Source organism: Defluviimonas salinarum (assembly GCF_026013545.1).
GTDB classification, from domain to species: Bacteria; Pseudomonadota; Alphaproteobacteria; order Rhodobacterales; family Rhodobacteraceae; genus Albidovulum; species Albidovulum salinarum.
The window spans coordinates 301,654-326,468 of record NZ_JAPDOG010000002.1 but is presented as its reverse complement, the minus strand read 5'-3'; the positions used below and the strand labels follow the sequence as shown (position 1 = coordinate 326,468).

24 protein-coding genes are annotated in these 24,815 nt (G+C 68.4%); 9 read left to right on the top strand and 15 right to left on the bottom strand.

Features of this window, described 5'->3' with window-relative positions; translation table 11 throughout:
- Nucleotides 1-311 precede the first annotated feature (311 nt).
- The 4 genes from OM960_RS03925 (at nt 312) to OM960_RS03910 (ending at nt 5,127) form a co-directional block, all read left to right on the top strand.
- Nucleotides 312-1,961 (top strand): electron transfer flavoprotein-ubiquinone oxidoreductase, encoded by a 1,650-nt coding sequence (locus OM960_RS03925; RefSeq protein WP_263335470.1) that lies wholly within the window; start codon nt 312-314, stop codon nt 1,959-1,961.
- Complete coding sequence (locus tag OM960_RS03920; RefSeq protein WP_264771117.1) at nt 1,961-2,392, top strand: DUF1493 family protein; 432 nt, start codon at nt 1,961-1,963, stop codon at nt 2,390-2,392. Before OM960_RS03925 ends, OM960_RS03920 begins: the two co-directional genes overlap by 1 nt.
- Nucleotides 2,393-2,579: 187 nt before the next feature.
- Complete coding sequence (locus OM960_RS03915) at nt 2,580-4,289, top strand: tetratricopeptide repeat protein (RefSeq protein WP_264771116.1); 1,710 nt, start codon at nt 2,580-2,582, stop codon at nt 4,287-4,289.
- Nucleotides 4,279-5,127 (top strand): 4-(cytidine 5'-diphospho)-2-C-methyl-D-erythritol kinase, encoded by an 849-nt coding sequence (locus OM960_RS03910; RefSeq protein ID WP_263335473.1) that lies wholly within the window; start codon nt 4,279-4,281, stop codon nt 5,125-5,127. The genes OM960_RS03915 and OM960_RS03910 overlap by 11 nt, the downstream gene beginning before the upstream one ends.
- Before the next feature lie 4 nt (nt 5,128-5,131).
- Here the strand turns inward: OM960_RS03910 and OM960_RS03905 are convergent, their stop codons facing one another.
- The 4 genes from OM960_RS03905 to ilvD form a co-directional block, all read right to left on the bottom strand.
- Nucleotides 5,132-5,506 carry a hypothetical protein gene (locus OM960_RS03905; RefSeq protein ID WP_264771115.1) on the bottom strand — a complete coding sequence of 125 codons (375 nt, stop codon included), beginning with the start codon at nt 5,504-5,506 and terminating at the stop codon, nt 5,132-5,134.
- 10 nt (nt 5,507-5,516) lie between these two features.
- Nucleotides 5,517-6,305, bottom strand: a complete 789-nt coding sequence (locus OM960_RS03900; RefSeq protein WP_264771114.1) for a DUF6478 family protein — start codon at nt 6,303-6,305, stop codon at nt 5,517-5,519.
- Between the two features lie 82 nt (nt 6,306-6,387).
- On the bottom strand, nt 6,388-7,047 hold the full coding sequence (locus OM960_RS03895) for a hypothetical protein (protein ID WP_263335475.1): 660 nt from the start codon (nt 7,045-7,047) through the stop codon (nt 6,388-6,390).
- Nucleotides 7,028-8,761 (bottom strand): dihydroxy-acid dehydratase, encoded by a 1,734-nt coding sequence (gene ilvD, locus OM960_RS03890; protein ID WP_263335476.1) that lies wholly within the window; start codon nt 8,759-8,761, stop codon nt 7,028-7,030. The genes OM960_RS03895 and ilvD overlap by 20 nt, the downstream gene beginning before the upstream one ends.
- 133 nt (nt 8,762-8,894) lie before the next feature.
- On the opposite strand from ilvD, the gene OM960_RS03885 reads away from it, so the two are divergent.
- From OM960_RS03885 to OM960_RS03870, 4 genes are all read left to right on the top strand, one after another.
- Nucleotides 8,895-9,788 (top strand): CPBP family intramembrane glutamic endopeptidase, encoded by an 894-nt coding sequence (locus tag OM960_RS03885; RefSeq protein WP_263335477.1) that lies wholly within the window; start codon nt 8,895-8,897, stop codon nt 9,786-9,788.
- 74 nt (nt 9,789-9,862) lie between these two features.
- Nucleotides 9,863-10,780, top strand: a complete 918-nt coding sequence (gene accD / locus OM960_RS03880) for an acetyl-CoA carboxylase, carboxyltransferase subunit beta (protein WP_263335759.1) — start codon at nt 9,863-9,865, stop codon at nt 10,778-10,780.
- A gap of 86 nt (nt 10,781-10,866) precedes the next feature.
- Complete coding sequence (locus OM960_RS03875; protein WP_432759506.1) at nt 10,867-12,141, top strand: bifunctional folylpolyglutamate synthase/dihydrofolate synthase; 1,275 nt, start codon at nt 10,867-10,869, stop codon at nt 12,139-12,141.
- Between the two features lie 245 nt (nt 12,142-12,386).
- Nucleotides 12,387-13,103, top strand: a complete 717-nt coding sequence (locus tag OM960_RS03870; protein ID WP_264771112.1) for a hypothetical protein — start codon at nt 12,387-12,389, stop codon at nt 13,101-13,103.
- Nucleotides 13,104-13,154: 51 nt separating this feature from the next.
- On the opposite strand, the gene OM960_RS03865 is transcribed toward OM960_RS03870, so the two are convergent.
- Together OM960_RS03865 and zapE are read right to left on the bottom strand one after the other, a co-directional pair.
- Complete coding sequence (locus OM960_RS03865) at nt 13,155-14,054, bottom strand: bestrophin family protein (protein WP_264771111.1); 900 nt, start codon at nt 14,052-14,054, stop codon at nt 13,155-13,157.
- A 172-nt stretch (nt 14,055-14,226) separates the two neighbouring features.
- On the bottom strand, nt 14,227-15,324 hold the full coding sequence (zapE, locus tag OM960_RS03860; protein ID WP_264771110.1) for a cell division protein ZapE: 1,098 nt from the start codon (nt 15,322-15,324) through the stop codon (nt 14,227-14,229).
- Nucleotides 15,325-15,479: 155 nt separating this feature from the next.
- On the opposite strand from zapE, the gene OM960_RS03855 reads away from it, so the two are divergent.
- Complete coding sequence (locus OM960_RS03855) at nt 15,480-16,718, top strand: MFS transporter (RefSeq protein ID WP_263335482.1); 1,239 nt, start codon at nt 15,480-15,482, stop codon at nt 16,716-16,718.
- Nucleotides 16,719-16,782: 64 nt separating this feature from the next.
- On the opposite strand, the gene OM960_RS03850 is transcribed toward OM960_RS03855, so the two are convergent.
- From OM960_RS03850 to mbfA, 9 genes are all read right to left on the bottom strand, one after another.
- Nucleotides 16,783-17,694 carry an ornithine cyclodeaminase family protein gene (locus tag OM960_RS03850; RefSeq protein ID WP_264771109.1) on the bottom strand — a complete coding sequence of 304 codons (912 nt, stop codon included), beginning with the start codon at nt 17,692-17,694 and terminating at the stop codon, nt 16,783-16,785.
- Nucleotides 17,691-18,314, bottom strand: coding sequence for an HAD family hydrolase (locus tag OM960_RS03845; protein ID WP_263335484.1), 624 nt, complete (start codon nt 18,312-18,314; stop codon nt 17,691-17,693). The genes OM960_RS03850 and OM960_RS03845 overlap by 4 nt, the downstream gene beginning before the upstream one ends.
- Nucleotides 18,315-18,378: 64 nt before the next feature.
- Entirely contained in the window at nt 18,379-19,362 is a 984-nt protein-coding gene (locus OM960_RS03840) for a DMT family transporter (RefSeq protein WP_263335485.1), read from the bottom strand.
- Nucleotides 19,363-19,416: 54 nt separating this feature from the next.
- Entirely contained in the window at nt 19,417-19,863 is a 447-nt protein-coding gene (locus OM960_RS03835; RefSeq protein ID WP_264771108.1) for a YaiI/YqxD family protein, read from the bottom strand.
- Nucleotides 19,860-21,293 carry a Si-specific NAD(P)(+) transhydrogenase gene (gene sthA, locus OM960_RS03830; RefSeq protein ID WP_263335487.1) on the bottom strand — a complete coding sequence of 478 codons (1,434 nt, stop codon included), beginning with the start codon at nt 21,291-21,293 and terminating at the stop codon, nt 19,860-19,862. The genes OM960_RS03835 and sthA overlap by 4 nt, the downstream gene beginning before the upstream one ends.
- A 3-nt stretch (nt 21,294-21,296) precedes the next feature.
- On the bottom strand, nt 21,297-22,130 hold the full coding sequence (gene fghA / locus OM960_RS03825; RefSeq protein ID WP_263335488.1) for an S-formylglutathione hydrolase: 834 nt from the start codon (nt 22,128-22,130) through the stop codon (nt 21,297-21,299).
- A gap of 12 nt (nt 22,131-22,142) precedes the next feature.
- Entirely contained in the window at nt 22,143-23,072 is a 930-nt protein-coding gene (locus OM960_RS03820; protein ID WP_264771107.1) for an AEC family transporter, read from the bottom strand.
- Nucleotides 23,073-23,114: 42 nt separating this feature from the next.
- Complete coding sequence (locus OM960_RS03815; RefSeq protein ID WP_264771106.1) at nt 23,115-23,810, bottom strand: nitroreductase family protein; 696 nt, start codon at nt 23,808-23,810, stop codon at nt 23,115-23,117.
- An 8-nt stretch (nt 23,811-23,818) separates the two neighbouring features.
- Nucleotides 23,819-24,796: an iron exporter MbfA gene (gene mbfA / locus OM960_RS03810; RefSeq protein WP_263335491.1), complete on the bottom strand. Its 978-nt coding sequence runs from the start codon at nt 24,794-24,796 to the stop codon at nt 23,819-23,821.
- Nucleotides 24,797-24,815: the final 19 nt, after the last annotated feature.

Below are 24,815 nucleotides of genomic sequence, written 5' to 3'. Positions count from 1 at the left end.
GCGCAACACTAAGCTGTAAACCCGGTTCGCCGCCGGAAAGTCAATAGCCGGGCGCCGACGCGCCGGTCAGGCAGCGAGAAAACGCGTCGGGCGCGCGGGCAGGATCTGGCCCGAACCCGACGGGGGCGGCGCGAATCCTGCCGCTTTTGGCGCGTTTCCCGGAGCGCAGGCGCACTATTGTCGGCGCCGAACGGCAGGGCGGACGGCGCGCGGATTCTGCGCGGCGTCATTGTTGCGTCATGCCACTCGGTAAGCTAACGATCTTGCGCGACGGATGAGGCACTCAGGCAGGCGCAGGGAAAGGAACAGGAATGGCCCAGATCGAACGGGAATCGATGGAATATGACGTGGTGATCGTGGGTGCCGGCCCGGCAGGGCTTTCGGCCGCGATCCGCCTCAAGCAGCTTGACGCCGACCTCAATGTCGTCGTGCTGGAAAAAGGCTCCGAGGTCGGCGCGCATATCCTGTCGGGTGCGGTTCTCGATCCCGTGGGCCTCGACGCGCTCATTCCCGACTGGAAGGAGAAGGGCGCCCCGATCAAGACCGAGGTCAAGGCGGACAACTTCTACATGCTCGGCGAGGCCGGCAAGATCCGCATCCCGAACTGGCCGATGCCGCCCCTGATGAACAACCACGGCAAGTACATCGTCTCGATGGCCAATGTCTGCCGCTGGATGGCCGAGCAGGCCGAGGGCCTCGGCGTCGAGATCTTCCCGGGCTTCGCGGCCTCCGAACTCGTCTACGGCGAGAACGGCGAGGTGAAGGGCGTCGTCGCGGGCGTGATGGGCTTGAATGCGGACGGCACGCCGGGCCCGAACTTCGAGCCGGGCATGGAACTGCACGGCAAGTACGTCTTCATCTGCGAAGGCGTGCGCGGCTCGCTCGCCAAGGAGATCATCGCCAGGTACGACCTGTCGAAGGGCCACTGCCCGCAGAAGTTCGGCATCGGCATGAAGGAGATCTGGGAGATCGACCCTGCCAAGCACAAGGAGGGCACGGTCACCCACACGATGGGCTGGCCCCTTGGCAAGAACGCCGGCGGCGGGTCGTTCATCTACCACCTCGAGAACAACCAGGTCTATGTCGGCTTCGTGGTGCACCTGAACTACCAGAACCCGCACCTCTATCCCTACATGGAGTTCCAGCGCTTCAAGCACCACCCGATGGTCGCGGAGCTTCTGAAGGGCGGCAAGCGCGTGGCCTACGGTGCCCGCGCGATCTCCGAGGGCGGCTGGCAGTCGATCCCGAAGGTCGTGGCGCCGGGCGCCGCACTTCTGGGCTGCTCGGCCGGCCTCGTGAACGTGCCGCGGATCAAGGGCAACCACAACGCGATGCTCTCGGGCATTGCCGCGGCCGAAGCCGCCCACGCGGCGATCAAGGCCGGACGTTCGGGTGACGAGCTTGCCGCCTACGAGACCGAGCTGCGCACAGGGCCGGTGGCCAAGGATCTGAAAAAGGTGCGCAACGTGAAGCCGATGTGGTCGAAGTGGGGAATGATCCCGTCGCTCGTCCTCGGCGGCTTCGACATGTGGACCAACAACCTCTTCGGGGTCTCGCTCTTCGGCACGCTGAAGCACGGCAAGAGCGACGCGGCCGCGACCGGCGAGGCGTCGAAGTTCCCGGTGATTGACTATCCGAAGCCCGACGGGGTCCTGTCCTTCGACCGGCTCACCAACGTCTCCTTCTCCTTCACCAACCACGAGGAGAGCCAGCCGGCGCATCTGAAGCTCAAGGATCCGTCGGTTCCGATCTCGGTCAACCTGGCGAAATACGCCGAGCCGGCGCAGCGCTATTGCCCGGCCGGCGTCTACGAGGTGGTCGAGAAGGACGGCAAGCCGGAATTCGTGATCAACTTCCAGAACTGCGTCCATTGCAAGACCTGCGACATCAAGGACCCGAGCCAGAACATCAACTGGACGACGCCGCAGGGCGGCGACGGCCCGAACTACCCGAACATGTGATGGCCGCGCCCGGCCGCCGGGACGTCGCCGCCTTCGTCGAGGAACAGCTCGGCAGGCGGCTCGACCCGGTGGCCGAGGCCGACATCCTTGCCGCGACCGGCTGCGACGGCGACGGCGACGACGCCTTCGCGTTCCTCGAAGCCTTCGCAACCCGTTTCGGCACCGACCTGTCCGGTTATCGCTGGGAGTTCCATCATGCCGACGAGGGGTCGCTGTTCGATCCCGGCTGGCCGTTCCGTCCTCCCGGCCGCAGAGTGGCGCGAATCCCGATCTCTCTCGACCTCCTGACGGAGGCGGCGCAACGGCAGATCTGGCCGCTTTACTATCCGCCCCATCGCCCTGACCGCAGGCGGTTCGACCGGTTCCACCTTCCAATCGCCGTCGCGCTCGTCATCGCCGTGGTTCTCGTCCTCGCCCGCATCGCTGGGTGATTCGCACGCACCTCACGCCACGGCCGCAAAGCGCCGACTCTCCGGTAACGAGCACGCGAAACGCCGCCACAGCCGGGGGACTGCCCCAAAACCGACATAATCCATGTCCGATTTACGCAAAGCAACCGTTGCTTTGAGACGCCCGGGCCACTACGTTCGCGCCACGATCGTTCGGAAGGAGACCCACGTGCCGCAAGTGCGCCCCCTGCCCCTCGTTCTCGCCCTTGCCCTCACATTTGGTACCGTCCAGCCTGCTTTCACGGCAGATGGCGTGGCGGGTCCGTACCTTGCCGGACGGATTGCCAGCCGGGTGTCGGACTATGATGTGGCGGCGGAGTACTTCAACCGGGCTCTTCTGTCGGACCCGAACGATGCCGGGCTGCTCGAGAACGCGATGATCGCCCAGATCGGACGCGGCGCGATCGACAAGGCGCTGCCGATGGCGCAGCGGCTCGACGACGCCGGTATGTCGAGCCAGATCGGCGATCTGGTGATTCTCGCCGCCCTGGTTCGCAACGGCCAGTTCGAAGCCGCGCTGGACGAGCTCGACGGCGGCCGCACTGGCGGCCCGCTGGTCGACGGCCTGTTCCGCGCCTGGTCGCTCGTCGGCATGGGGCGCATGGCCGACGCGACAGCGGCTTTCGACGCGGTCGCGAGCAACGAAGGCTCGCGCGCGTTCGGCCTCTATCACAAGGCGCTGGCACTCGCGGCGGTGGGCGACTTCGAAGGCGCCGACTACATCTTCTCGGGCGAGGCGGATGGACCGCTGCGCGCCACCCGCCGCGGCGTCATCGCCCATGCACAGATCCTCAGCCAGCTCGAGCGCAACGGCGACGCGGTGGAGCTGATCGACGCGATCTATGCCGAGACCGGCGATCCCTCGTTCTTCGCGCTGCGCGAGGAGTTGGCGGCGGGCAAACCGGTTTCCTTCACGGTGATCCGCAACCCGACCGACGGCCTTGCGGAAGTCTTCTACACAGTGGCGAGCGCCCTCAACACAGAAGCGGCCGACGTCAACACGCTCGCCTTTGCCCGGCTTGCGGAATACCTCGCGCCGGACCAGTCGGAATCGGTGCTGCTCTGCGCCTCGATCCTCGAAGCCCAGGGCCAGTTCGCGCTGGCGAACGAAGCGTTCAACCGCATCTCGCGCAACGATCCCGCCTATGTCGCGGCCGAGCTCGGCCGGGCCGACGCGCTGATCGCGGGCGACAAGGCCGATGCTGCAATCGAGGTGCTGCAGCAGCTCAGCCGCGATCATGCCGACCGCTCCGACATCTGGGCCGCGCTTGGTGACACGCTACGCCGTCAGGAACGCTTTGGCGAAGCGGCAGACGCCTATGACAAGGCTGTGGCGCTCTTCACCGAAGAGGATCCGGCCCAGTGGGTCATCTACTACACCCGCGGCATCGCTTACGAGCGCGAGAAGGAGTGGCCGAAGGCCGAGGCCGATTTCCGCAAGGCGCTGGCGCTCAATCCCGACCACCCCTCGGTGCTGAACTATCTCGGCTATTCCTATCTAGAGATGAACACCAATCTCGACGAGGCCATGGCGATGATTGAACGCGCGCTGGCCGGGCGGCCCGACAGTGGCGCGATCACCGACAGCCTCGGCTGGGCGCTCTACCGGCTCGACCGCTATGACGAGGCGGTCGGCCACATGGAGAACGCGGTCGAACTGATGCCGCTCGACGCGGTGATCAACGACCACCTCGGCGACGTCTACTGGGCCGTCGGACGCAAGCGCGAGGCGGAGTTCCAGTGGAAGCGCGCGCTCTCGCTCGAACCGGCGACGGAAGAGGAAGCCCAGCGGATCCGCCGCAAGCTCGAGGTCGGACTCGACCTCGTGCTGAAGGAGGAAGGCGCCGAACCGCTCAAGTTCACCAAGAATGGCCAATGAGTCCTTCGCCGCGGCGAAGGTCAATCTGACGCTGCATGTCACCGGCCGGCGGGCCGACGGCTATCACCTGCTCGACAGCCTCGTGGTCTTCGCCGGCACCGGCGACCGGATTCGCGTGTCCGAGAGCGAAAGCCTCGGGCTGACGATCACCGGCCCGGAGGGAGCGGGTCTCGACGCCGGGGCCGACAATCTCGTGCTGCGCGCGGCGCGGGCTTTCGAAGTCGAGCGCGGCGCCGCGATCGAGCTCGACAAGCAGCTTCCGGTCGCCTCGGGCATCGGCGGCGGCTCTGCCGATGCGGCGGCGACGCTGAGCGCGCTCGCAAGGCTCTGGAACCTGCCGCTGCCGGCACCCGACGCGGTGCTCGCGCTCGGCGCCGACGTGCCGGTCTGCCTTGCCGGCAGACCGGCGCGGATGCGCGGCATCGGCGAGCGACTGGACCCGGTCGGGGGACTGCCCGAGGGGCTGGCGCTGGTGCTCGTCAATCCCCGCGTCGCCGTGCCGACGCCCGCCGTCTTCGCCGCGCTTGAGCGTCGGGACAATCCGCCAATTACCGAGATCCCCAAGGGCTGCGATGCGACCGACTTCGCGCTCTGGCTCGCGGTGCAGCGCAACGATCTCGAAGCGCCCGCGATCGCCATTGCCCCGGTGATCGCGGAGGTTCTTGCCGCGCTTCGCGCCTGCGGCGGTCTTTTGTCGCGGATGTCGGGATCCGGCGCTACCTGCTTCGGCCTATTCGCCGACCTTGCCGCCGCCACGCGTGCCGCGCGCCGGATCAGCATCGAGAAACCCGGCTGGTGGACCAGGGCCGCGCCGGTGCTGTCCGCGCCGGCGGCCTGAGCCCTCAGCCGGCGGCCTCGGCGCAGTGCCGCCGGAACGCCCTCTTCAGGAGATCGAGCTCGGCCCTGAGCAGGTCGAGTTCGGCGCGGATGTCGTCCTCGATCGCGACACCCGCGATGATCGTGAACTGGCCGAGCCGCTCACCGCTCGCGGCATCCTGAACGAGGAAGGTCTGCACCCCGTCCGACAACGCCGCCACCGGGATCGGCACCGACACCATCCAGGTGCCGGCCCGTGCCGCCGCCGCGACGGTGACGCCGTCGAGCTGGCGCTCCCGGTGCCAGATCTCGATCCGCGGCGGGGTCGGACCCGAACCGCCCAGTTCCGCCTCCCAGCGCCCCGCGCTGATCCGTCCACTGCCCAGAACGGCCGTCGTCATCGTCCCACCCTCACATCTCCGCCCGCGCCCGCCGGCTCAGCGTCACGTCGCGGAGCACGAACTGGTTCATCTCCGGTTTCTCGAAGATCAAGTCGATCCAGGCCCGCTCCAGCCGCTTCTCGTTCATCTTCGTGTGGGCGAGGTCGAACTCCGCCACCAATGCACCGTCTGCGGGCGCCACCCCGTGCACGACCTGCTCGGTGTTCGGCCCGTGCTTCAGGTTCAGCCGCACGAAGATCTTCCGGGGGGTTTCCACTTCAAGAGCGGCATCCAACCGGACGATGTGGTGCAGTGTCAGCCCGTCGACCGCCGCCGGCGGCAGCTCGATCACCAGCGACAGGAACGATCCCTCGAACCGTAGCACGTCCAGCTTCAACCCGTAGGGCGGAAGGTCGTCTGCACCCGCGTTCCGGATCTGGCGCAGCGTCACCTCGCGTGCGGGGCAATCGTGAAACAGCGTCGCCTCCGATCCGATTGCGCTGCGCGGTTCGGCCGGGGCGATGCCGCCCGGTGTTACCGGAGCGCGCCAGATCTCCGGCCGCCAGGCCCAGTCGCTCATTGGCGGACGGCGGATCGCCCGCGCGCCGCTCTCCGCCTGCGCCAGCCGCCCGTCGGCAACCCGCAGCAGCCGGTCGAGTTCGCTCCGAAGCTGGCGGGCCGGGCCGTGCAGGCGCCGCAGCACCGAGACATCCGCCGTCTCCGCACGCGACGCGATGCGCTGCCAGCGTTGCAGCGTACGCCTGAAGAGCACCTGCTCCAACAACCTGTCGTAGATCCGGGTCATCGCCTGCGTGGCCATCGTAACCTTGTCGCGTGAGCGAAACTGCACTTCTTATCGTTGTGTTTACGACACGGGGCAACCCTGGTTGCCCCGCGCTGGGTCAGGATGCCGGTTCGGTGGCGGTGGCCGCCGGTACCGGATTGACCGCCTTCATCTGCGCGACGAACCCCTCAAGGGCCCGGCGCTTCTCCGCCGCCGTGAGCGGCCGGTCCTGAAGGCCAAGCGCCGACAGCGTCACGATTCGCCCCTTGAGCGCGAGAATTGCGCGCCAGTATTCCGGCTCCACCGCCCGGCCATCCGACGCCGAGGCATCGCTGAGCCGCAGGTAGAGCACGTCGCCTGCCGCCGCCACTTCTTCCACCGTCACCGTCTCGGCCTTGCCCGAGCGGCTCAGGGCGGCGCGGCCGGGGGCGGAGCGGAAGAAGGCGGCAAGCCCCTCGAAGCTTTCCGCCATCGGCGCCGAGAGCGGCGCGCCGGGCAGGACCGAGGCGGTCAGCACCGCCGGCCGCACCGGCTGTGCCGCCGTCCGCGAGCCGGAGATCGCGGCGCAGGAGCCCAGAAGCACGAAGGCGCCCTCCGCCCCGTCACGGCTGACGCTCCTGTCGATGCAGTAGCCGGACGGGCCGGTCACCGTCACCTCGCCACCTGCGACGATGATCGCCCGGCTCGCGCCGCCGAAGCCGCTCGCCGCGCAGGCCGCGAGCCCGAGGCCGGCGGCCAGCGCGACGGCGGCCCTGGTCTTACTGGTCCATGTAGACATGACGCTCGGCCCTTGCACCGGGATGCGTCACCGCGCCCTTGCGGGCGCCACCAACGAGCTGCGCGTATTTCCAGAGCGCCCCGGAAGCGTATTGGGTCGGGCGCGGCCCCTTCCATTCGGCCTTGCGGCTCGCCAGCTCGTCGTCGGAGAGCGCAACCGACAATTCGCCGGTGATCGCGTTCAGCGTGATCATGTCGCCGTCCTTGAGAAGCGCGATCGGCCCGCCATGCGCCGCCTCGGGGCCGACGTGGCCGACGCAGAAGCCGCGCGTCGCGCCCGAGAAGCGGCCGTCGGTGATCAGCGCCACCTTCTTGCCCATGCCTTGGCCGGACAGCGCCGCCGTGGTCGCCAGCATCTCGCGCATCCCCGGACCGCCTGCCGGTCCCTCGTTGCGGATGACGATGACCTCGCCCTCCTTGTAGGCGCGCGCCTTCACCGCCTCGAACGCATCCTCCTCGCATTCGAAGACCCGCGCCGGGCCGGTGAAGACCTGCTCTTCCGGCTTCATGCCCGCGACCTTCACGATGGCGCCGTCCGGCGCGAGGTTGCCCTTCAGGCCGACGACGCCTCCGGTCTTGGTGATCGGGCTCGCCGAGGGATAGATCACGCGCCCATCGGCCTCGCGGGTGATGAGGTCAAGCTCCTCACCCATCGAGCGGCCCGACGCCGTGATACAATCCTCGTGGATCATGCCAGCCTTGCGCAGTTCCTTCATCACCACCGGCACGCCGCCCACCTCGTAGAGGTCCTTGGCGACGAACTGGCCGCCGGGCTTGAGGTCGACGAAATAGGGCGTGTCATGGAAGATGTCGCAGACGTCGAAGAGGTCGAAGTCGATCCCCGCCTCGTGCGCGATCGCCGGCAGGTGCAGCCCCGCATTGGTGGAGCCGCCGGTGCAGGCCACGACCCGCGCCGCGTTCTCCAGCGCCTTGCGCGTCACCACGTCGCGGGCACGGATGTTCTTCTCGATCAGGTTCATCACCGCCTCGCCCGAGGCCATGCCGTATTCGTCGCGGCTCTCGTAGGGCGCGGGCGCGCCCGAGGAGTTGAGGAGCGCAAGCCCGATCGCCTCGGACACGCAAGCCATCGTGTTCGCCGTGAACTGGCCGCCGCAGGCGCCCGCCGAGGGGCAGGCCACCCGCTCCAGCACCGCGAGCTCGGCATCCGAGTAGTTGCCAGCCTGATGCTTGCCGACCGCCTCGAACACGTCCTGAACGGTCACGTCCTGGCCATTCAGCCGGCCCGGCAGGATCGAGCCGCCATAGATGAAGACCGACGGCACGTTGAGCCGCACCATCGCCATCATCATCCCCGGCAAGCTCTTGTCGCAGCCGGCAAGGCCCACGAGCGCGTCATAGCAATGGCCGCGCATCGTCAGTTCGACCGAATCCGTGATCGCCTCGCGCGAGGCGAGCGAGGAGCGCATGCCCTCATGCCCCATCGCGATGCCGTCGGTGACGGTGATCGTGGTAAACTCGCGCGGGGTGCCGCCGCCGACCTTCACGCCCTGCTTCACCGCCTGAGCCTGCCGGTTCAGCGCGATGTTGCACGGTGCCGCCTCGTTCCAGCAGGTGGCCACGCCCACCCAGGGCTGGTGGATCTCCTGCTCGGAAATGCCCATCGCGTAGAAGTAGGACCGGTGCGGCGCCCGCGCGGGGCCCTCGGTCACATGGCGGCTGGGCAGTGCGGACTTGTCGAAACGGCGGTTCTTCATGGGCTGGCCTCCCGTCAAATGTCGGCCCTGCAATAGGCGAGCGCGGCGCGGGACACAAGAAGTGCCGCGCGCGAGAAGGTGCCGATTCCGCCGATTGTGGGCGCCCCCGAGAGCGGCTAGCCTCGCGGGAGCCATGATCCGCGCCTACGCTTCCCACGAGGACTATGTCGCGCCCGCCCGCCGCCGCCCGGCGCTCTGGCGGCTCTTGCCCGCATCGGCGCTGATCGTGGCTGCCTACCTCCTGCCGATCCTCGGCCTCAGCACCTGGCTCAGCGTCCAGTACGGACAGCCCGTCGCCGACGCGATGATCCGCCGGATGCTGGCCGGAGAGACGCCGGGCGGGATGCTCCTGCTCCTATGGTCCTTCCTCGGGCTCGCGCTCGGTCCGATGGCGGCGGTCCGGATCTTCCACCGCCGCAGCGCCGGCACGCTGATCGGCCCCTCGCCGAGAAGCGCGCTGCGCGACTTCGCCCGCGTCCTCCTGCCGATCCTCGCGCTCGAGATCCTGCTGCTGCCCCTGGCACTCCTCGGGCTCGAGGTCCGCCCCGGCCTCGGCTTTCTCGCGTTCCTCGGCTACCTGCCACTGGCGCTTCCCGGCATCCTGATCCAGACCGGAGCGGAGGAGCTGGTGTTCCGTGGCTACCTCCAGCAGCAGCTCGCCGCGCGCTTCCGCTCGCCGTTGATCTGGATCGGCATCCCCTCGGTGCTCTTCGCCTGGGGCCACTACCTGCCGGAGGATTTCGGCCCGAACGCCTGGCTGGTCGCACTCTGGGCCGCGGTCTTCGGCCTTCTCGCCGCCGACCTCACCGCACGCACCGGCACGCTCGGCGCGGCGCTCGGCTTCCACGCCGCCAACAACATCTCTGCGCTTCTCATCGTCGGACTCGCCGGCAATCTCGACGGGCTCGCGCTCTGGACGGTGATCTTCGACCCCGCCGACCCCGACGCTGCGCGCCCCGCACTCCTGCTCGATTTCGCCTCGATGGTGATCGCCTGGCTGGTCGCCCGGATCAGCCTGCGGGTCTGATTGCAATTCCCGCGCGCCCGGACTATCTGGAGGGCTTGACCGGCCCCCGCCGACCCGAGCTCAAGGCAGATGCGATGAACTGGATCACCAACTACGTCCGGCCGACGATCAATTCGCTGTTCTCGCGGCGCGAAGTGCCCGACAACCTGTGGACCAAGTGCCCCGAATGCGGGACCATGCTGTTCCACCGCGAGCTGACCGAGAACCTCAACGTCTGCACCAATTGCGACCACCACCTCGCGATCAGCCCGCGCGACCGCTTCGCCACGCTGTTCGACGGCGGCATCTTCAGCGAGGTGAAGGTGCCCGAGCCGATCGCCGACCCGCTGCATTTCCGCGACCAGAAGAAATACCCCGACCGCCTCAAGTCCGCCCAGAAGGCAACCGGCGAGAAGGAGGCGATGCTGGTTGCCGAGGGCGAGATCGGCCGCACGCCGATCGTCGCCGCGGCCCAGGACTTCGCCTTCATGGGCGGCTCGATGTCGATGTATGTCGGCAACGCGATCATCGCCGGCGCCGAACGCGCGGTGAAGCTGAAGCGCCCCTTCGTGCTCTTCTCGGCCGCCGGCGGCGCGCGCATGCAGGAAGGCATCCTCGGCCTCATGCAGATGCCGCGCACCACGATCGCGGTCGAGATGCTGAAGGACGCGGGCCTTCCCTACATCGTCGTCCTGACCCACCCGACCACCGGCGGCGTGACCGCCTCCTACGCGATGCTCGGTGACGTCCAGATCGCCGAGCCGAACGCGCTGATCGGCTTCGCGGGCGCCCGCGTCATCGAACAGACGATCCGCGAGAAGCTGCCCGAGGGCTTCCAGCGCTCCGAGTACCTCCTCGACCACGGCATGCTCGACCGGGTCACCCACCGCAAGAAGCTGAAGGACGAACTCACCGGGATCCTCCGGATGCTCACCCGCCAGCCCCCGGCGGTGAAGGGCGACCTGCCGAAGCCCGAGGCGAAGCCGGCCCCGAGCAGCATCGCCGCGAAGTAACCTTCATCTTGCCGAAAACATCCTCGGGGGGTCCGGGGGGCAGACAGCCCCCCGCGCCGACGCCCGACCCCAGCGCCAGCGAGGCCATGATGTCCCAAGGTTCCGACCTGATTCTCGCGCGCATGTTCGCGCTGCATCCCAAGATCATCGACCTGACGCTCGACCGGGTCTGGCGCCTCCTCGAAGCCCTCGACCATCCCGAACGCAAGCTGCCGCCGGTGATCCACATCGCCGGCACCAACGGCAAGGGCTCGACCCAAGCGATGATCCGCGCCGGGCTCGAGGCGATGGGCGACACCGTCCACGCCTATACCTCGCCGCATCTCGCCCGCTTCCACGAACGCATCCGCCTCGCCGGGGACCTCATTTCCGAAGATCACCTGACCGAGATCCTCGAAGAATGCGAGGCGGCCAACGGCGGCATCCCGATCACCTATTTCGAGATCACGACCTGTGCGGCCCTCCTCGCCTTCGCGCGCAACAAGGCCGACTGGACGCTGCTCGAGGTCGGCCTCGGTGGCCGCCTCGACGCGACCAACGTCGTCGACCAGCCGCGGCTCTCGATCATCACCCCGGTGTCGATCGACCACCAGCAATACCTCGGCGAGACGCTCCCCGAGATCGCCGGCGAGAAGGCCGGCGTGATCAAGCGCGGCGTGCCGTGCGTCGTCGGCCCGCAGGAGCCCGAGGGCCTCGCGGTGATCGAGGCGAAGGCCGCCCGCCTCGGCGCGCCGCTCCTCGCCCACGGCCAGCACTGGAACGTCTGGGAGGAACGCGGCCGGCTGATCTTCCAGGATGAGAACGGCCTTCTCGACCTGCCGCTGCCGAACCTTCCCGGCCCGCACCAGATCGACAACGCCGGCGCGGCGCTCGCAGCCCTGCGCCATCTCGGCGCGACCGAGGCCGCCTGCGAGGCCGCGGTGACGAAAGCCTACTGGCCCGCCCGGATGCAGCGCCTCGGCCACGGCCCGCTCGTCGATGCGGGGGGGGCTTGCGAGCTCTGGCTCGACGGCGGCCACAACCCGGCGGGCGGCATCGCCGTCGCCGCCACCCTCGCGCGGCTGCCGGCGAAGCCCACCCACATGATCCTCGGCATGCTCAACACCAAGGACATCGCGGGCTACCTGCGCCCGATCGCCGCCGCCGCGAAGACGCTCACCGCCGTCTCGATCCCCGGCGAGGCCAACACGCTGACAGCGGAACAGACGCAGGAGGCCGCCGCCAGGGCCGGGATCGAGGCCGGCACCGCCGAGAGTGTCCTCGCCGCTGTGCAGGCAATCGCCGCCAAGGATCCCGGCGCCCGGATCCTGATCTGCGGCTCGCTCTACCTCGCCGGCGGCGTGCTGAGGGAAAACGGCTGACCCTGCCCCGGCAGGGTCGACCGAACAGCCCGGCGCCCCTGTTGCTGCCTCCGAGGCAGTCCGGACAGCTGAGCATCCAAGAACAGCCACTTCCCCGGTGCTGCACTGAGGCGGCAATGGCGGCTTGACAGGCCGCGCCACTCGCGACCTAGTAAAGAGGGCGGCAATTCACTCACCCATGCCGCGTGCCGACCGCAGAAGATCGGTGTTCGGCTCGCAGGTTCTCAAACGATCGGTTTCCGAGATTGCGTTTCCTGATCAGCCTCCTTTGCGCGGCTCTCGTGTCCCTCGCCGCCGCGCGCGCGGACACCATCAGGAACCGAACCGACGGCCTGGTGACGCTCGGGACGCGCACGTTCGATTTGCGCAAGAGGACGCCGATCCAGGATCTTCAGGTCGAGAATGAATTCGTCTCGCTCTCGGATGTCGACTGGATCTGGGATCTGACGCAAGCTGATCCACATCTGCAAAACACGGTTATCCATATCAAGGATCAAACTGCATTGCATGCGGGCGTAGAGCCAACATGGGCCCCGGACGCAGCGTCACGCTTTCACCCTGATCCGACTCTGCCGCCGCTTTTTGATCTCGACGGCTATAAGGTCGGCTGGCAGGGCCTCCATGAAGCGCCTGCGCGGGGTGACGTCCTTATCTTCCCCGAGTTTGACTCGAAGCGCTTCTATGCGCGTTGCGGTTTCGATCGCGCAGAGCCGAAGCCAATATTCTGCGCCGTGAGTTTCCGCTATATCCCGGATCGAAATCTCTTGGTTACGACGCGCATATATCAGGTGACTGCGCCGCTGAACAACTTTGCCGAGATCGCGGCGCGGGTCGAGGCATTGGTGAGATGTCTCGACGTCACCGAGGCGCTTCGCGCGGGCGAGAAGATCCCGGCGATCCCCGACCTCGTGCCCGCCGATCTCGCGGCGGGCGGAAGGTGCCGAGCGATGCCGTCGAGCTGAACCTCCGGGCCGGTATCGCAAGCCGCACCGATAGCGCAGCCCCGCGGCACGTCAGCTGAGGACTCCGTCCACCGGGCGCAAAGGTTCCGGCGGCTCGCGGCCGAGCGCCTCGGCGGCGGCGATCTCAATCACCCGGCACATCGCGTCGAGGGGCAGGCCGTTCGCGGCGTCGCGGAACGGGTGCTCGAGCTCGTCGCTGACCGCGTTGAGGCCGAAGAAGACATAGGCGACGGCCGCCGCCACGGCGGGCGCGAAGCCGCCTGCGTTCTCGATCAGCGCGAAGGGCAGGATCAGGCAGTAGAGGTAGCTGGTGCGAAGGACGAGCAGCGAATAGACGAAGGGGATCGGCGCCGAGGCGAGCCGTTCGCAGCCCGCCTGCGCGAGCGCGATCCCCGAGAGCCGCTCGGCGAGCGCGCGCTGGCCCATGTCGGAGAGCCGCCCGGCCTCGGCCTCGGCGCGCAGGACGGCCGCGATGGCGCGCAGCGCCGCGTCGGGCGGGTTGCGGCGGCTGGCATGGTCGGGGGCGGCCGGATCCCATGCCGCCGCGGCGGCGATGGCGTCGGTGCCGCGCAGCCAGCCGCGGTGGAGATGGGCGAAACCAGCGAGGCCCTCCATGACCGCCGCGCGCGCGGGTCCCGCCCCGAGGAACAGTTGCGTCTCGCGGCCGAGGCTGCGCGCGTCGGCGATGAGTTGCCCCCAGAGCTTGCGCGCCTCCCACCAGCGGTCATAGGCGGCGTTGTTGCGAAACCCGAGGAACAGCGACAAGGCCACCCCGAACACGCCCATCGCCGGGATCGAGACATGCGGCAGCGCGACGATGTGACGGTCGACGAGGAGCACGCCGAGGGCGAAGAGCGCGAAGGCCATGATGCGGCCGGCGATCCTCGGCACGATCGAGCCCTGCATGACGAGGAGCAGCTGGATGAGGCTCGGCGTGTCGCGGACGATCATCAAGGCCCTCCGGGGCGCGGCGGTTGCGGACGGCCCTTGGTGCCGCGGCGCGAGCGGAGCCGCGCGCACGAAGGCGACATCGCGATGACGGCGACCGGCGTTCCGGGGGGCGGCCGTCCGGTCCGGCATCGAGCCCGCCCGGACGGCGCTGCCGCGGGACATGCCGGGCCGGCTACTCCGCCGCCCGGCCGAGGCCCCAGTCGCGGCCCTGCATCTCGCGCAGCCGGCTCGCGGTGCGCTCGAACTCGAAGGCGCCCTCGCCCTCCACATAGAGCCGTTCCGGCGTGTCGGCGGCCGAGGCGACGAGCCGCACCTTCGCCTCGTAGAGCGCGTCGATCAGCGTCACGAAGCGCTTGGCCTCATTGTAGTTCTCGGCCGAAAGGTGGGGGATGTCGTCGAGGATCAGCACCCTGACCGCATTGGCGAGCGCGAGGTAGTCGGCGGGACCGAGCGGGCGGCCGCAGAGCTCCCAGAACGAGGCGCGCGCCACCCCGGCATGGTAGTCCTTCAGGACAAGGTCGCGGCCCTTGATCCGGAGCCGGAGTTCGGCATCGCCGCCGCCGCCGGTGAGCTCGGTCCAGATCCGCGCGATCGCCGCGGCGGCCTCGGGCCCGGCGGGCGTGAAGTAGACCTGCGCCCCTTCGAGGCGGTGCTGGCGGTAATCGGTCTCGCTCTCGATCTCGCGCACCTCCATCCGGGTCTTGAGGAGCGCGATGAAGGGCAGGAAGAGCGGCCGGTTCAGCCCATCCTTGTAAAGGTCGTCCGGCACCCGGTTCGAGGTCGTCACCACGGTCACGCCGCGGTCGAAAAGCATCTGGAAGAGCCGGCCGACGATCATCGCGTCGGCGATGTCGGTGATCTGCATCTCGTCGAAGGAGAGAAGCCGCAGGTTCTCGGCAATCTCCTCGGCGACGGGCAGGATCGCGTCGTCGACCCCGGTCTTGCGGACCTCGTGGAGGCGCGACTGCACCTCCTGCATGAAGGCGTGGAAATGCACCCGCCGTTTCGCCGTGATCGCGACGTTCTCGTGGAAGAGGTCCATCAGCATCGACTTGCCGCGCCCGACCCCGCCCCAGAGATAGAGGCCCTTCACCCCCTCGGCAGGTTTCGCGAAGAGCCCGGCGAGGAGCCCCTTCTTGCGCCCGGTCGTCGATTCCAGCGCCGCACGGATGCGCTGCAGCTCGGGCAGGAGCGCGCGTTGGGCGGCATCCTGGCGCAAGGCGCCCGAATGGGTCATCCGGTCGTAGATCTCGGTCAGAGTCTCGCTCATGGGGATTCGATAGCCTGCAAGCCGCGCCCTGAAAAGCCCGCTTGGCTGGTTCGGACGGCGCGGGCCTCGTCACGCGGCGGAATTGTCGCGATCACAATTCTCGATTTGACCGGGCGGGCAGGCTCGGTCAGGGTCGCCCGGCACGAGGAGACGCCATGCAGAGCCGAGCCCCCCTCATCACGCCGGTGCTGGTCGCCGGCCTCCTGATCCTTCTGGTCTCGAACGCGATCCGGTCGAGCTTCGGGGTGTTCCAGATCCCCGTTGCCACCGAGTTCGGCTGGCCTCGATCCGAGTTCAGCTTCGCCATCGCGGTCCAGAACCTCGCCTGGGGAATCGGCGCGCCGCTATTCGGCGCGATCGCCGAGCGGTTCGGCGACCGCAAGGCGGTGATCCTCGGCGCGCTCTGCTACGCGGCAGGGCTGGTCCTCTCGGCGCGGGCGGTGAGCCCGGAGGCGCATCAGATGCTCGAGATCCTCGTCGGCTTCGGCATCGCCGGGACCGGTTTCGGCGTCGTCCTCGCGGTGGTCGGCCGCGCCGCCTCGGACGAGAACCGCTCGCTCGCGCTCGGGCTTGCCACGGCGGCGGGATCGCTCGGCCAGGTGCTCTCGGCGCCGGTGGCCGAGATCCTGCTTTCGCACTTTCCCTGGCAGACGGTGTTCCTGATCTTCGCGGCAGCGATCCTCTCGGTGATCGCGGTGCTGCCGCTGATGCGGGCGCCGGAGCCGTCGGTGACATCGGGGGCCGACGTTTCCATGGCCGCGGCCCTGCGCCAGGCGTTCCGCGATCCGAGCTTCACGCTGATCTTCCTCGGCTTCTTTTCCTGCGGCTACCAGCTCGGGTTCATGGTCGCGCATTTCCCGGCGATGGTGACCGAGATGTGCGGGCCGATCTCGCCGGCGAGCCCGCTCGCGGCGATCGGGATCACCTCGACCTCGGCGCTCGGGGCGGCGGCGATCGCACTGATCGGGCTCGCCAATATCGCGGGCACGCTGACCGCGGGCTGGCTCGGGCGGATCTACCCGAAGAAATACGTCCTCGCCGGGGTCTATACCGGGCGGACGCTCTTCGCGGCGCTCTTCATCCTGTTCCCGATCACGCCGCTGACTGTGGTGCTGTTCTCGCTCGGCATGGGGTCGCTCTGGCTTGCCACGGTACCGCTGACCTCGGGGCTTGTCGGCCATATCTACGGGCTGCGCTACATGGGCACGCTTTACGGTATCGTGTTCCTGTCGCACCAGATCGGGTCCTTCATGGGCGTCTGGCTCGGCGGCAGGTTCTACGACACCTACGGCGACTACACGCTGGTCTGGTGGGTCGGGGTGGCGGTTGGCGCGTTCTCGGCGATCGTGCATCTGCCGGTGCGGGAGCGGCGCATGGCGGCCCTGCCGGCGTGAGGGCGGCGAGGCCGGGGGCGCTGCCCCCGGACCCCCGGAGTATTTCCGGACAGAAAGTGGGGGGTCAGCCCTGCGCCGCGTCGAGAATGTAGCGCGCCGTCATCAGGTCGAGATGGGCGCCGCCGCCGTTCTTCGAGAGCGTGATCTCGTCGTCGGATCTTCGGGTGAAGGCGCCTGAGGCGAGGTCGTAGAAATCGGCGATCACGTCGGCCTCGGTGATCGCGCCCTCGGCGATCGGCACCATCAGCTCGCCGATATGGTGGATCGTCGTGGCGCGGGCATCGACGAAGACGCGGGCACGGGTGAGGGTCTCGCTGTCGGCCTCGCGCATGTCGGGTCGGTAGGCGCCGATCAGGTCGAGATGGGTGCCGGGCTTCAGCCAGGCGCCGCGGATCATCGGTTCGGTCGCCATTGTCGCGGTGGCGATCACGTCGGCCCTGCGCACCGCCGCCTCGAGGTCGGGCTCAGGGGTGGCGCCGGTCGTCTCGGCGAAGGCGCGGGCGCTTTTCTCCGACCGGGTCCAGACGTGGAAACGCGCCTTCGGGAAGGCGGCGGAATAGGCCTCGACCATCGAGGCGGCGACGGTGCCTGCGCCGACGATCAGGAAGGTCTCGGCATCCGGCCGCGCCAGCCGACGCGCGGCGAGGAGGCTGTCGGCGGCGGTCTTCCACTTGGTCACGAGGCCGAAGTCGATATAGGCCTCCGGCAGCCCGTCGCGGTCGGCGAAGAGCGCCACGATGCCGTTGAGATTGGGCAGGCCGAACCGGTGGTTCTTTGGGTAGATCGTCGCAGCCTTGACCGCGAGCCCCATACCGTCGATCCAGGCCGAGCGGGTGAGGAGCGTATCGGCGCCGCGCCGCAAAACCGTGTCGCCGACCTCGGCCCTCGGCAGTAGGTGACCGGCCTCCAGCGCCTCGGTCAGCCTGATCCAGTCGAGCTTCGCCTCGACCTCCGGTCCGATGATCGCGATCGTCATGACGCCTCCTTCTCGTTCAGCAATCCCAGCGCGACGAGCCGGGCGGCAAAGCCCGCCGGCCCGTCGAAATGATGAACCTGCCAGCCGCGCCTCTGCGCCGCCTCGATGTTCTCGGCCCGGTCGTCGGCGAAGAGGAGCCGGTCGGGGGCGATGCCGCAGTCCTCCTCGACGATCGCGTAGATCCGCGGATCGGGCTTGGTGACCTTGAGCCGGCCGGAGACATAAAGCCGGTCGAACTCGGCCAGGAACGGGTAGTGCGGTGCAGCATGGGCGAAGGTGTCGTCGCCGAAATTCGTAAGCGCGAAGACAGGCACGCCGCGCGCCTTCAGCGCCCGAAGGAGCCGCACCGACTGCGGGATCGCCGGCGAGGCCATGTCGAGCCAGTTGTCATGCCAGAGCCGGATCTTGTCCGTCCATTCGGGGTGGCGCGCCGCCCAGTCGTAGATCGTGTCGCGGAACGGCGCGCCGGCGTCGACCGCCTCGTTCATCGCGTGAAGGTCGATCTCGGCGAACATGCGGACCCGGTCGGCGGGCGCCATGATCGTGTCGTAGAACCGCTCCGGCTGCCACTGGATCAGCACGTTGCCAATATCGAACACCACCGCCTCGGGCCGGGACATCCGCGCCTCCTCCTCTCGCCTCGCGGCCGACACTAACGGGCGGTACGGGAAAGGGAAGCCCCGCTCATCGGGCCGGAGGCGGCCGGCGCGCCGCGATCCGCCGCCGCGCCGTGGCATCGCGCAAGAACAGGTAGAGCCCGCCGCCGAGGATCAACGCGATCCCGGCCCAAGTCGTGCCGTCGGGCCATTCGCCGAAAACGACAATGCCCCAAAAGACGGCGAGCGGCATCGCCACATACTCGAACGGCGCGATCAGCGCCGCCTCGGCCAGCCGGTAGGCCTGGCTGACCAGAAGCGCGGCCAGGCCATTTGCCACACCGAGCGCGACAAGGACCAGCCAGTCAGAACCCGGCGGCCAGACCCATTCGCGAAACAGGAAGGCTATCGGGCCGCTACCGCCGTCGGCGAGCCGGCCATCACCGAAGGCCAGGCCCATTGCCGACGAGACCAGGATGAAAACGAGCTGGATGTAGACTGCCATCGTGATCGCGCGCTCCGTGCCGCCGATCTTCCTCGTCAGGATTGCGAGCATCGCATAGGCCACCGCCGCCGCGATCGGCAGGATCGCGGCAGGCTGAAACGCCGCGCTGCCGGGCCGCAGCATCACGACGACGCCGGTAAGACCGGCGATGACCGCGACCCAGCGCCGCGCGCCGACCGTCTCGCCCAGGAGGACCACCGAGAGGACGGTGATCAGGAGCGGGCTGATGAAGAAGATTGCCACCGCGTCGGCAAGCGGCAGCACGGCGAGGCCGGCGAAGAAGGCGCTGTTGGCAACAACGACACAGAGCCCGCGAAGGCCGTGCATGCCGAGCCGCCGGGTCCGGAGCATCCGGTAGCCGCCGCCGAGCGGCACGATCACACCGAGCAGCATCGCCAGCGCGACGAGAGAGCGCACCAGAACCACCTGGTGCAGCGCGTAATCGCCGCTCAGGAACTTGATCGTCATGTCGTTGATCGAGAACAGGACCATCGCGCCAATGACGCTGGCGATGCCCGTCACCCGAAGCTCGGTCTGACGGGCGCTATCAGCTTCGGCAAGTCCCATGATCCCATATCGCCGGCGCGAATGCGTCGTGTCTCGCCTACCCGCGACATCGCGCTAGCGCGCGGCGGCGCGCATCATCCGGTCGAGCGCGTCGAGGAAGCGCGAGCGGTCCTGTTTCGAGAACGCCCGTCCGCCGCCCTGCCGGAACGGGTCGGCGGCGCGGAGGTCGGCCATGAGGTCTCGCGTGGCGAGCGCGTTGCCGATATTGGCCTCGGTCAGCGCCTCGCCGTTGTGCTTGAGGACCCGCGCGCCGGCGGCCACGCATTTCGCCGCGAGGGGAATGTCGCCGGTCACGACGACATCGCCCTTCCCGGCGCGTTCGGCGATCCACTTGTCGGCCTCGTCGGGGCCTTCGGTGACGAAGACCGTCTCCACCAGCGGATGCGCCGAAGGGCGGATGCCGCCGTTGCAGACCATGTAGACCCGCGCGCCGAGCCGTTCGGCGACGCGCAGGCATTCCTCCTTCACCGGGCAGGCATCGGCGTCGACGTAGAGGCTCACGGCTTGGCCTTCGCCTTCGTGCGCGGCACCTTGTATTCCTCCGGGATCGGCATCCGGTTGAAGGCGTCGAGCCCGGCGATTCGGTAGGCCTCGGCGAGCGTCGGGTAGTTGAAGGTGTTCTCGACGAAATAGTCGACCGTGCCCTTCAGGTTCAAGACCGCCTGAGCGATGTGGATGAGCTCGGTCGCACCTTCGCCGACGATCTGCACACCGAGGAGCCGCCGCGTCTTGAGGCTGACGAGCATCTTCAGCATCCCGTGCTCAAGACCCATGATGTGGCCGCGCGAGGTTTCGCGAAACCTCGCGATGCCGACCTCGTAGGGGATGCCCCGGCCTTGCGCCTCTTCCTCGGACATGCCGCAGGTGGAAATCTCGGGCACCGAGTAGATCCCGTAGGGGAACCACGGGCTTTCCGGCAGCGTCGGCGTTTCGAGCGCGTGGCAGGCCGCGACCCGGCCCTGCTGCAGCGAGGTGGAGGCGAGCGACGGGTGGCCGATCACGTCGCCGGCGGCATAGATATGCGGCACCGCGGTCTGGTAGGTCTTGCGGTCCACCGTAAGCCGCCCGCGATGGTCGGTCTCGAGTCCCACCGCCGCGAGGTTCAGCGCGTCGGTCGCGCCGTTCCGGCCGGCAGCGTAGAGCAGCATCTCGGTCCGCACATGGCGGCCATTGGCGAGGCTCACCTCGACATGGGTGTCCGCGTCCTCGATCTTCTCGATCGCCGATCCGAGCCTCAGGTCGAGCCCGTTCTCGCGGACCTGATGGGTGAATTCCTGGATCGTGTAGCGGTCGATGAAGTCAAGGAAGCTCTCGCGCGGCTCGATCAGCGTCACCCGGACGTCGAGCACGGTGAACATCGTCGCATATTCGACCCCGATCACGCCGGCGCCGATGACGCAGAGCGAGCGCGGCAACTGGCCGAGTTCGAGGAACTCGTCGCTGTCCACCACGGTCCGCCCGTTGAAGGGCACGTCCTTCGGCCGGTAGGTCTTGGTGCCGGTGGCGATCAGGAACTTGTCGGCGGTAAGCTGTACCGTCTCTCCTGCCTGGGTCGCCACCTCGATCTTCTGTGGGCCGATGAACTTCGCCGAGCCGAGCAGCGTTTCGACATGGTTGCGATTGAACTGGTGCTCCAGCACGTCGACCTCGTAGTCGAGCGTCTTGTGGAGCCGGTTCTTGAGGTCGTCGGAGCTGATGTCCTCCTTCACCCGGTAGGAAAGGCCGTAGAACGACCGCTCGCGCCAGCCTGAGAGGTTGAGGACGGTCTCGCGCAGAGTCTTCGAGGGGATCGTGCCGGTATGGACCGAGACGCCGCCGAGGCGATCCTTGCGGTCCACGACCAGCACCTTGCGCTTGAGCTTGCCGGCCTGGATCGCCGCCGCCTTCCCGGCCGGACCGGAGCCGATGATGATCAGATCGTACTGCGACATGGCTCAGTTCCCGTAGAGCGCCTCGGCATGGAAGGCGATGTGGTCGTGCATGAAGCTCGAGACGAAGAAGTAGCTGTGGTCATAGCCCGGCTGCATCCGGAAGGTACCGTTCTGGCGCCGCTCCATCATCGCCTGCGCCAGCGCCTCGGGCTTCAGAAGCTCGAGGAACTGGTCCTTGGAACCCTGGTCGATCAGCACCGGCCCGTCGAAGCCGAGGCGCTTCATCAGGAGCGTCGAATCGTGCGGCGCCCAGAGGCTCTCGTCGGCGCCGAGATAGGCGGCGAGCTGCTTCCGGCCCCAGTCCGACTGGCTCGGATGCGCGATCGGCGCGAAGGCCGAGACCGAGCGGAACCGCCCCGGCAGCCGCATCGCCATGGTCAGCGCGCCATGCCCGCCCATCGAATGGCCGGTGATCGCCTGGCGATCCTCGGCGATGGCGAAGTTCGCGGTGATGATGTTCGGCAGTTCCTCGGTGACGTAATCCCACATCCGGAAATGCGGCGCCCAGGGTTTCTCAGTCGCGTTGACGTAGAAGCCAGCGCCCTTGCCGAGGTCATAGGCCTCGTCGTCGGCCACGCCCTCGCCGCGGGGGGAGGTGTCGGGGAAGACGAGCGCGATGCCGGCCTCGGCAGCCCAGGCCTGCGCGCCGGCTTTCACCATCGCGTTCTCATGGGTGCAGGTCAGACCCGAGAGGTACCACAGCACCGGCACCGGCCCCTCCGCCGCCTGTTCGGGCAGGAAGAGGCCAAAGGTCATGTCGCAGCCGCAGGCGTCGGAGGCGTGGCTGTAGACCCCCTGGATGCCGCCGAAGGACTTGTTTTCCGAAACCGTCTGCATGGTCTTCCTTTCTTACGCGCCGGTGATCCAGCCGATCACCAGTGAAACCGTCACGATGCTTGCCATCGTGGAAATCAGGATCGAGGCCGAGACGCGCTGCGGCGCGACCCCGTAATGGCGGGCGAGGATGTAGACATTCCCCGCCACCGGCAGGGCCGCCGCCGCGATCATCACCCCCGCCGCCTCGGGCTCCACCCCGAAGACGAGAAGCGCCGCGACGGCCACCGCCAAGGGATGCAGTACCAGCTTCGCGGTGGAAAGCCAGACCGCAACAGACATCCTTTCGGCCGTTTTGGACACGAGCGAGGCGCCGATCGCGAAAAGTGCGCAAGGCGTGGCCGCCGCGCCGAGGAGTGCCAGGAACTCCTCGGCCGGCGCAGGCAGCGGCAGGCGCGCGGCCGAAAAGGCCATGCCCGCAGCCATCGAAACGATCATCGGGTTCTTCATCAGGCCGAGCGCCAGCGCGCCCCCGATGCGCGGCGAGACCTTGCCCTCGCGCGAGGCGGTGATGATGAGGGTGATCAGGCTCGAAAAGACGATGAGGTCGATCGCAAGCACCATGAGCACCGGCCCCGCCGCTTTCGGCCCGAGGATCGCGGTCAGCATCGGCACGCCGAGAAAGCCGGTGTTGCCGATCACCGCGCATTGCGCCTCGACCGCGGCCTCGGTCGCCGGCCGGCCGCGGGTCCGCGCGACGAGCGTGGCGAGGAGATAGACCGCGAGGCAGCCGGCGAGATAGGCCGCCGCGAACCGCGCGTCGAAAATCTCGGCGAGCGGCAGGGTCGCGGCGAAGCGGAACAGCATCGCCGAGAGCGCGAAGTAGAAAACGAAGCGCGTCAGCCACTCGCTCGCGGCCTCGGGAAAGACCCGCACGCGCCCGGCGGCCCAGCCAAGGCCGATCAGCGCGAAGAAGGGCAAGGTCTTGAGAAAGATCGCAAGCATCGCCGTCGCGCCTAGCACGGGCCGCGGACGGTAGCCAGCACCTCAGCCGCGCCGCACGGTCAGGATCTCGGCGAGCGGCTTCTTGATCTTCGCCGCCGCCGGCACGGTCGCCTCCGCCGCCGGATGGCCGACCGCGAGGATCATCACCGGTTTCTCGCTCTCCGGCCGGTCGCAGAGCGCATTCAGGAACCGCATCGGGTTGGGCGTGTGGGTCAGGGCCGAGAGCCCGGCATGGTGCAGCGCCGCGATCAGGAGACCGGTGGCAATGCCGACGCTCTCGGGGACGTAGTAGTTCTTGTAACGCTCACCCTCCTTCGTGACGCCGTAGCGCTGCGCGAAGACAACGATCAGCCAGGGCGCGATCTCCAGATGCGGCTTGGAGGCGCCGGTGCCGATCGGCTCCAGCGCCTTCAGCCATTCCTCGCCGCCACCGCCGGCGTAGAAGCTCTCCTCCTCGGCCTCGGCGGCGGCGCGGATCTCGGCCTTCATCGCCGGATCGGCGATGGCGACGAAATGCCAGGGCTGGTGATTGGCCCCCGAGGGCGCGGTGCCGGCGGCCGCGACAGAGGCCGCGATCACCGCTTCGGGCACCGGATCGGGGCGGAAGTCGCGCACCGTGTGGCGCTGGGCCATGTAGGCGCGGAACGCCTCGGCCGCCTTCAGCGCCTCGGCCTCCGGCAGTTCCACCCGGTCCGGGAGCGGCAGCGGCTCGTAGCGGAGCTGGTCCTTGGAATACATCGCGCCCCCTATCCGCCGCCGATCAGCACGCCCGCCGCGAAGACCAGCGCGCCGCCGAGCACGACCTGGAAGGTGGCGCGGAAGAACGGCGTCTCCATGAAGCGGTTCTGGATCCAGACGATCGCCCAGAGCTCGACGAAGACCACGGCGATGGCAATGGCGGTCGCGGTCCAGAAATCCGGGATGAGATAAGGCAGCGCATGGCCGAGCCCTCCGAGCGCCGTCATCACCCCCGAGGCGACGCCGCGCTTCCACGGCGCGCCGCGCCCCGAAAGGACGCCATCGTCATGGACCGCCTCGGTGAAACCCATCGAGATGCCGGCGCCGACCGAGGCGGCAAGCCCGACGAGCAGCGTCGTGTGCGGGTCATGCGTCGCAAACGCGGTGGCGAAGATCGGCGCGAGAGTGGAGACCGAACCGTCCATCAGCCCGGCAAGCCCCGGCTGCACCCAGGTCAGCAGGAACTGCCGGTGCGCGGCGCGGTCCTCCTCGCCCCGTGCCTCGGCATCGAGATGCGTCTCGGCGAGGTCGCCCGCCTTCTTCTCGTGCTTGGCCTCGGCGGCCGCGAGATCGCCGAGAAGCTTGCGCGTCTCGGCGTCCTGCGTCGCGGCGGCGGCACGGCGGTAGAAGGCCTCGGCCTCGCGCTCCATCGCCTCGGCCTCGGTCCGCATTCGCTCGAGCCCGAGGTTTTCCACCAGCCAGACCGGCCGACGGGCGTAGAACCCGGCCACATGCTCGCGGCGAATGAGCGGGATGACCTCGCCGAACCGGGCGCGGTGGCGCTCGATCAGCCAGTGGCGGTGCTTGTCCTCCTCGCGCGCCATCGCCTCGAAGATCTCGGCCGAGGCGGGATAGTCGGTGCGCAGCCTCTCGGCATAGGTCCGGTAAATCCGCGCATCGTCCTCCTCCGACGAGATCGCGAGCGCGAGCACTTCCTGCTCGCTCAGGTCCGAGAATCTGCGGCGGTTGGCGAGGCCGGGGATCATGACACACTCCTCTGGAACG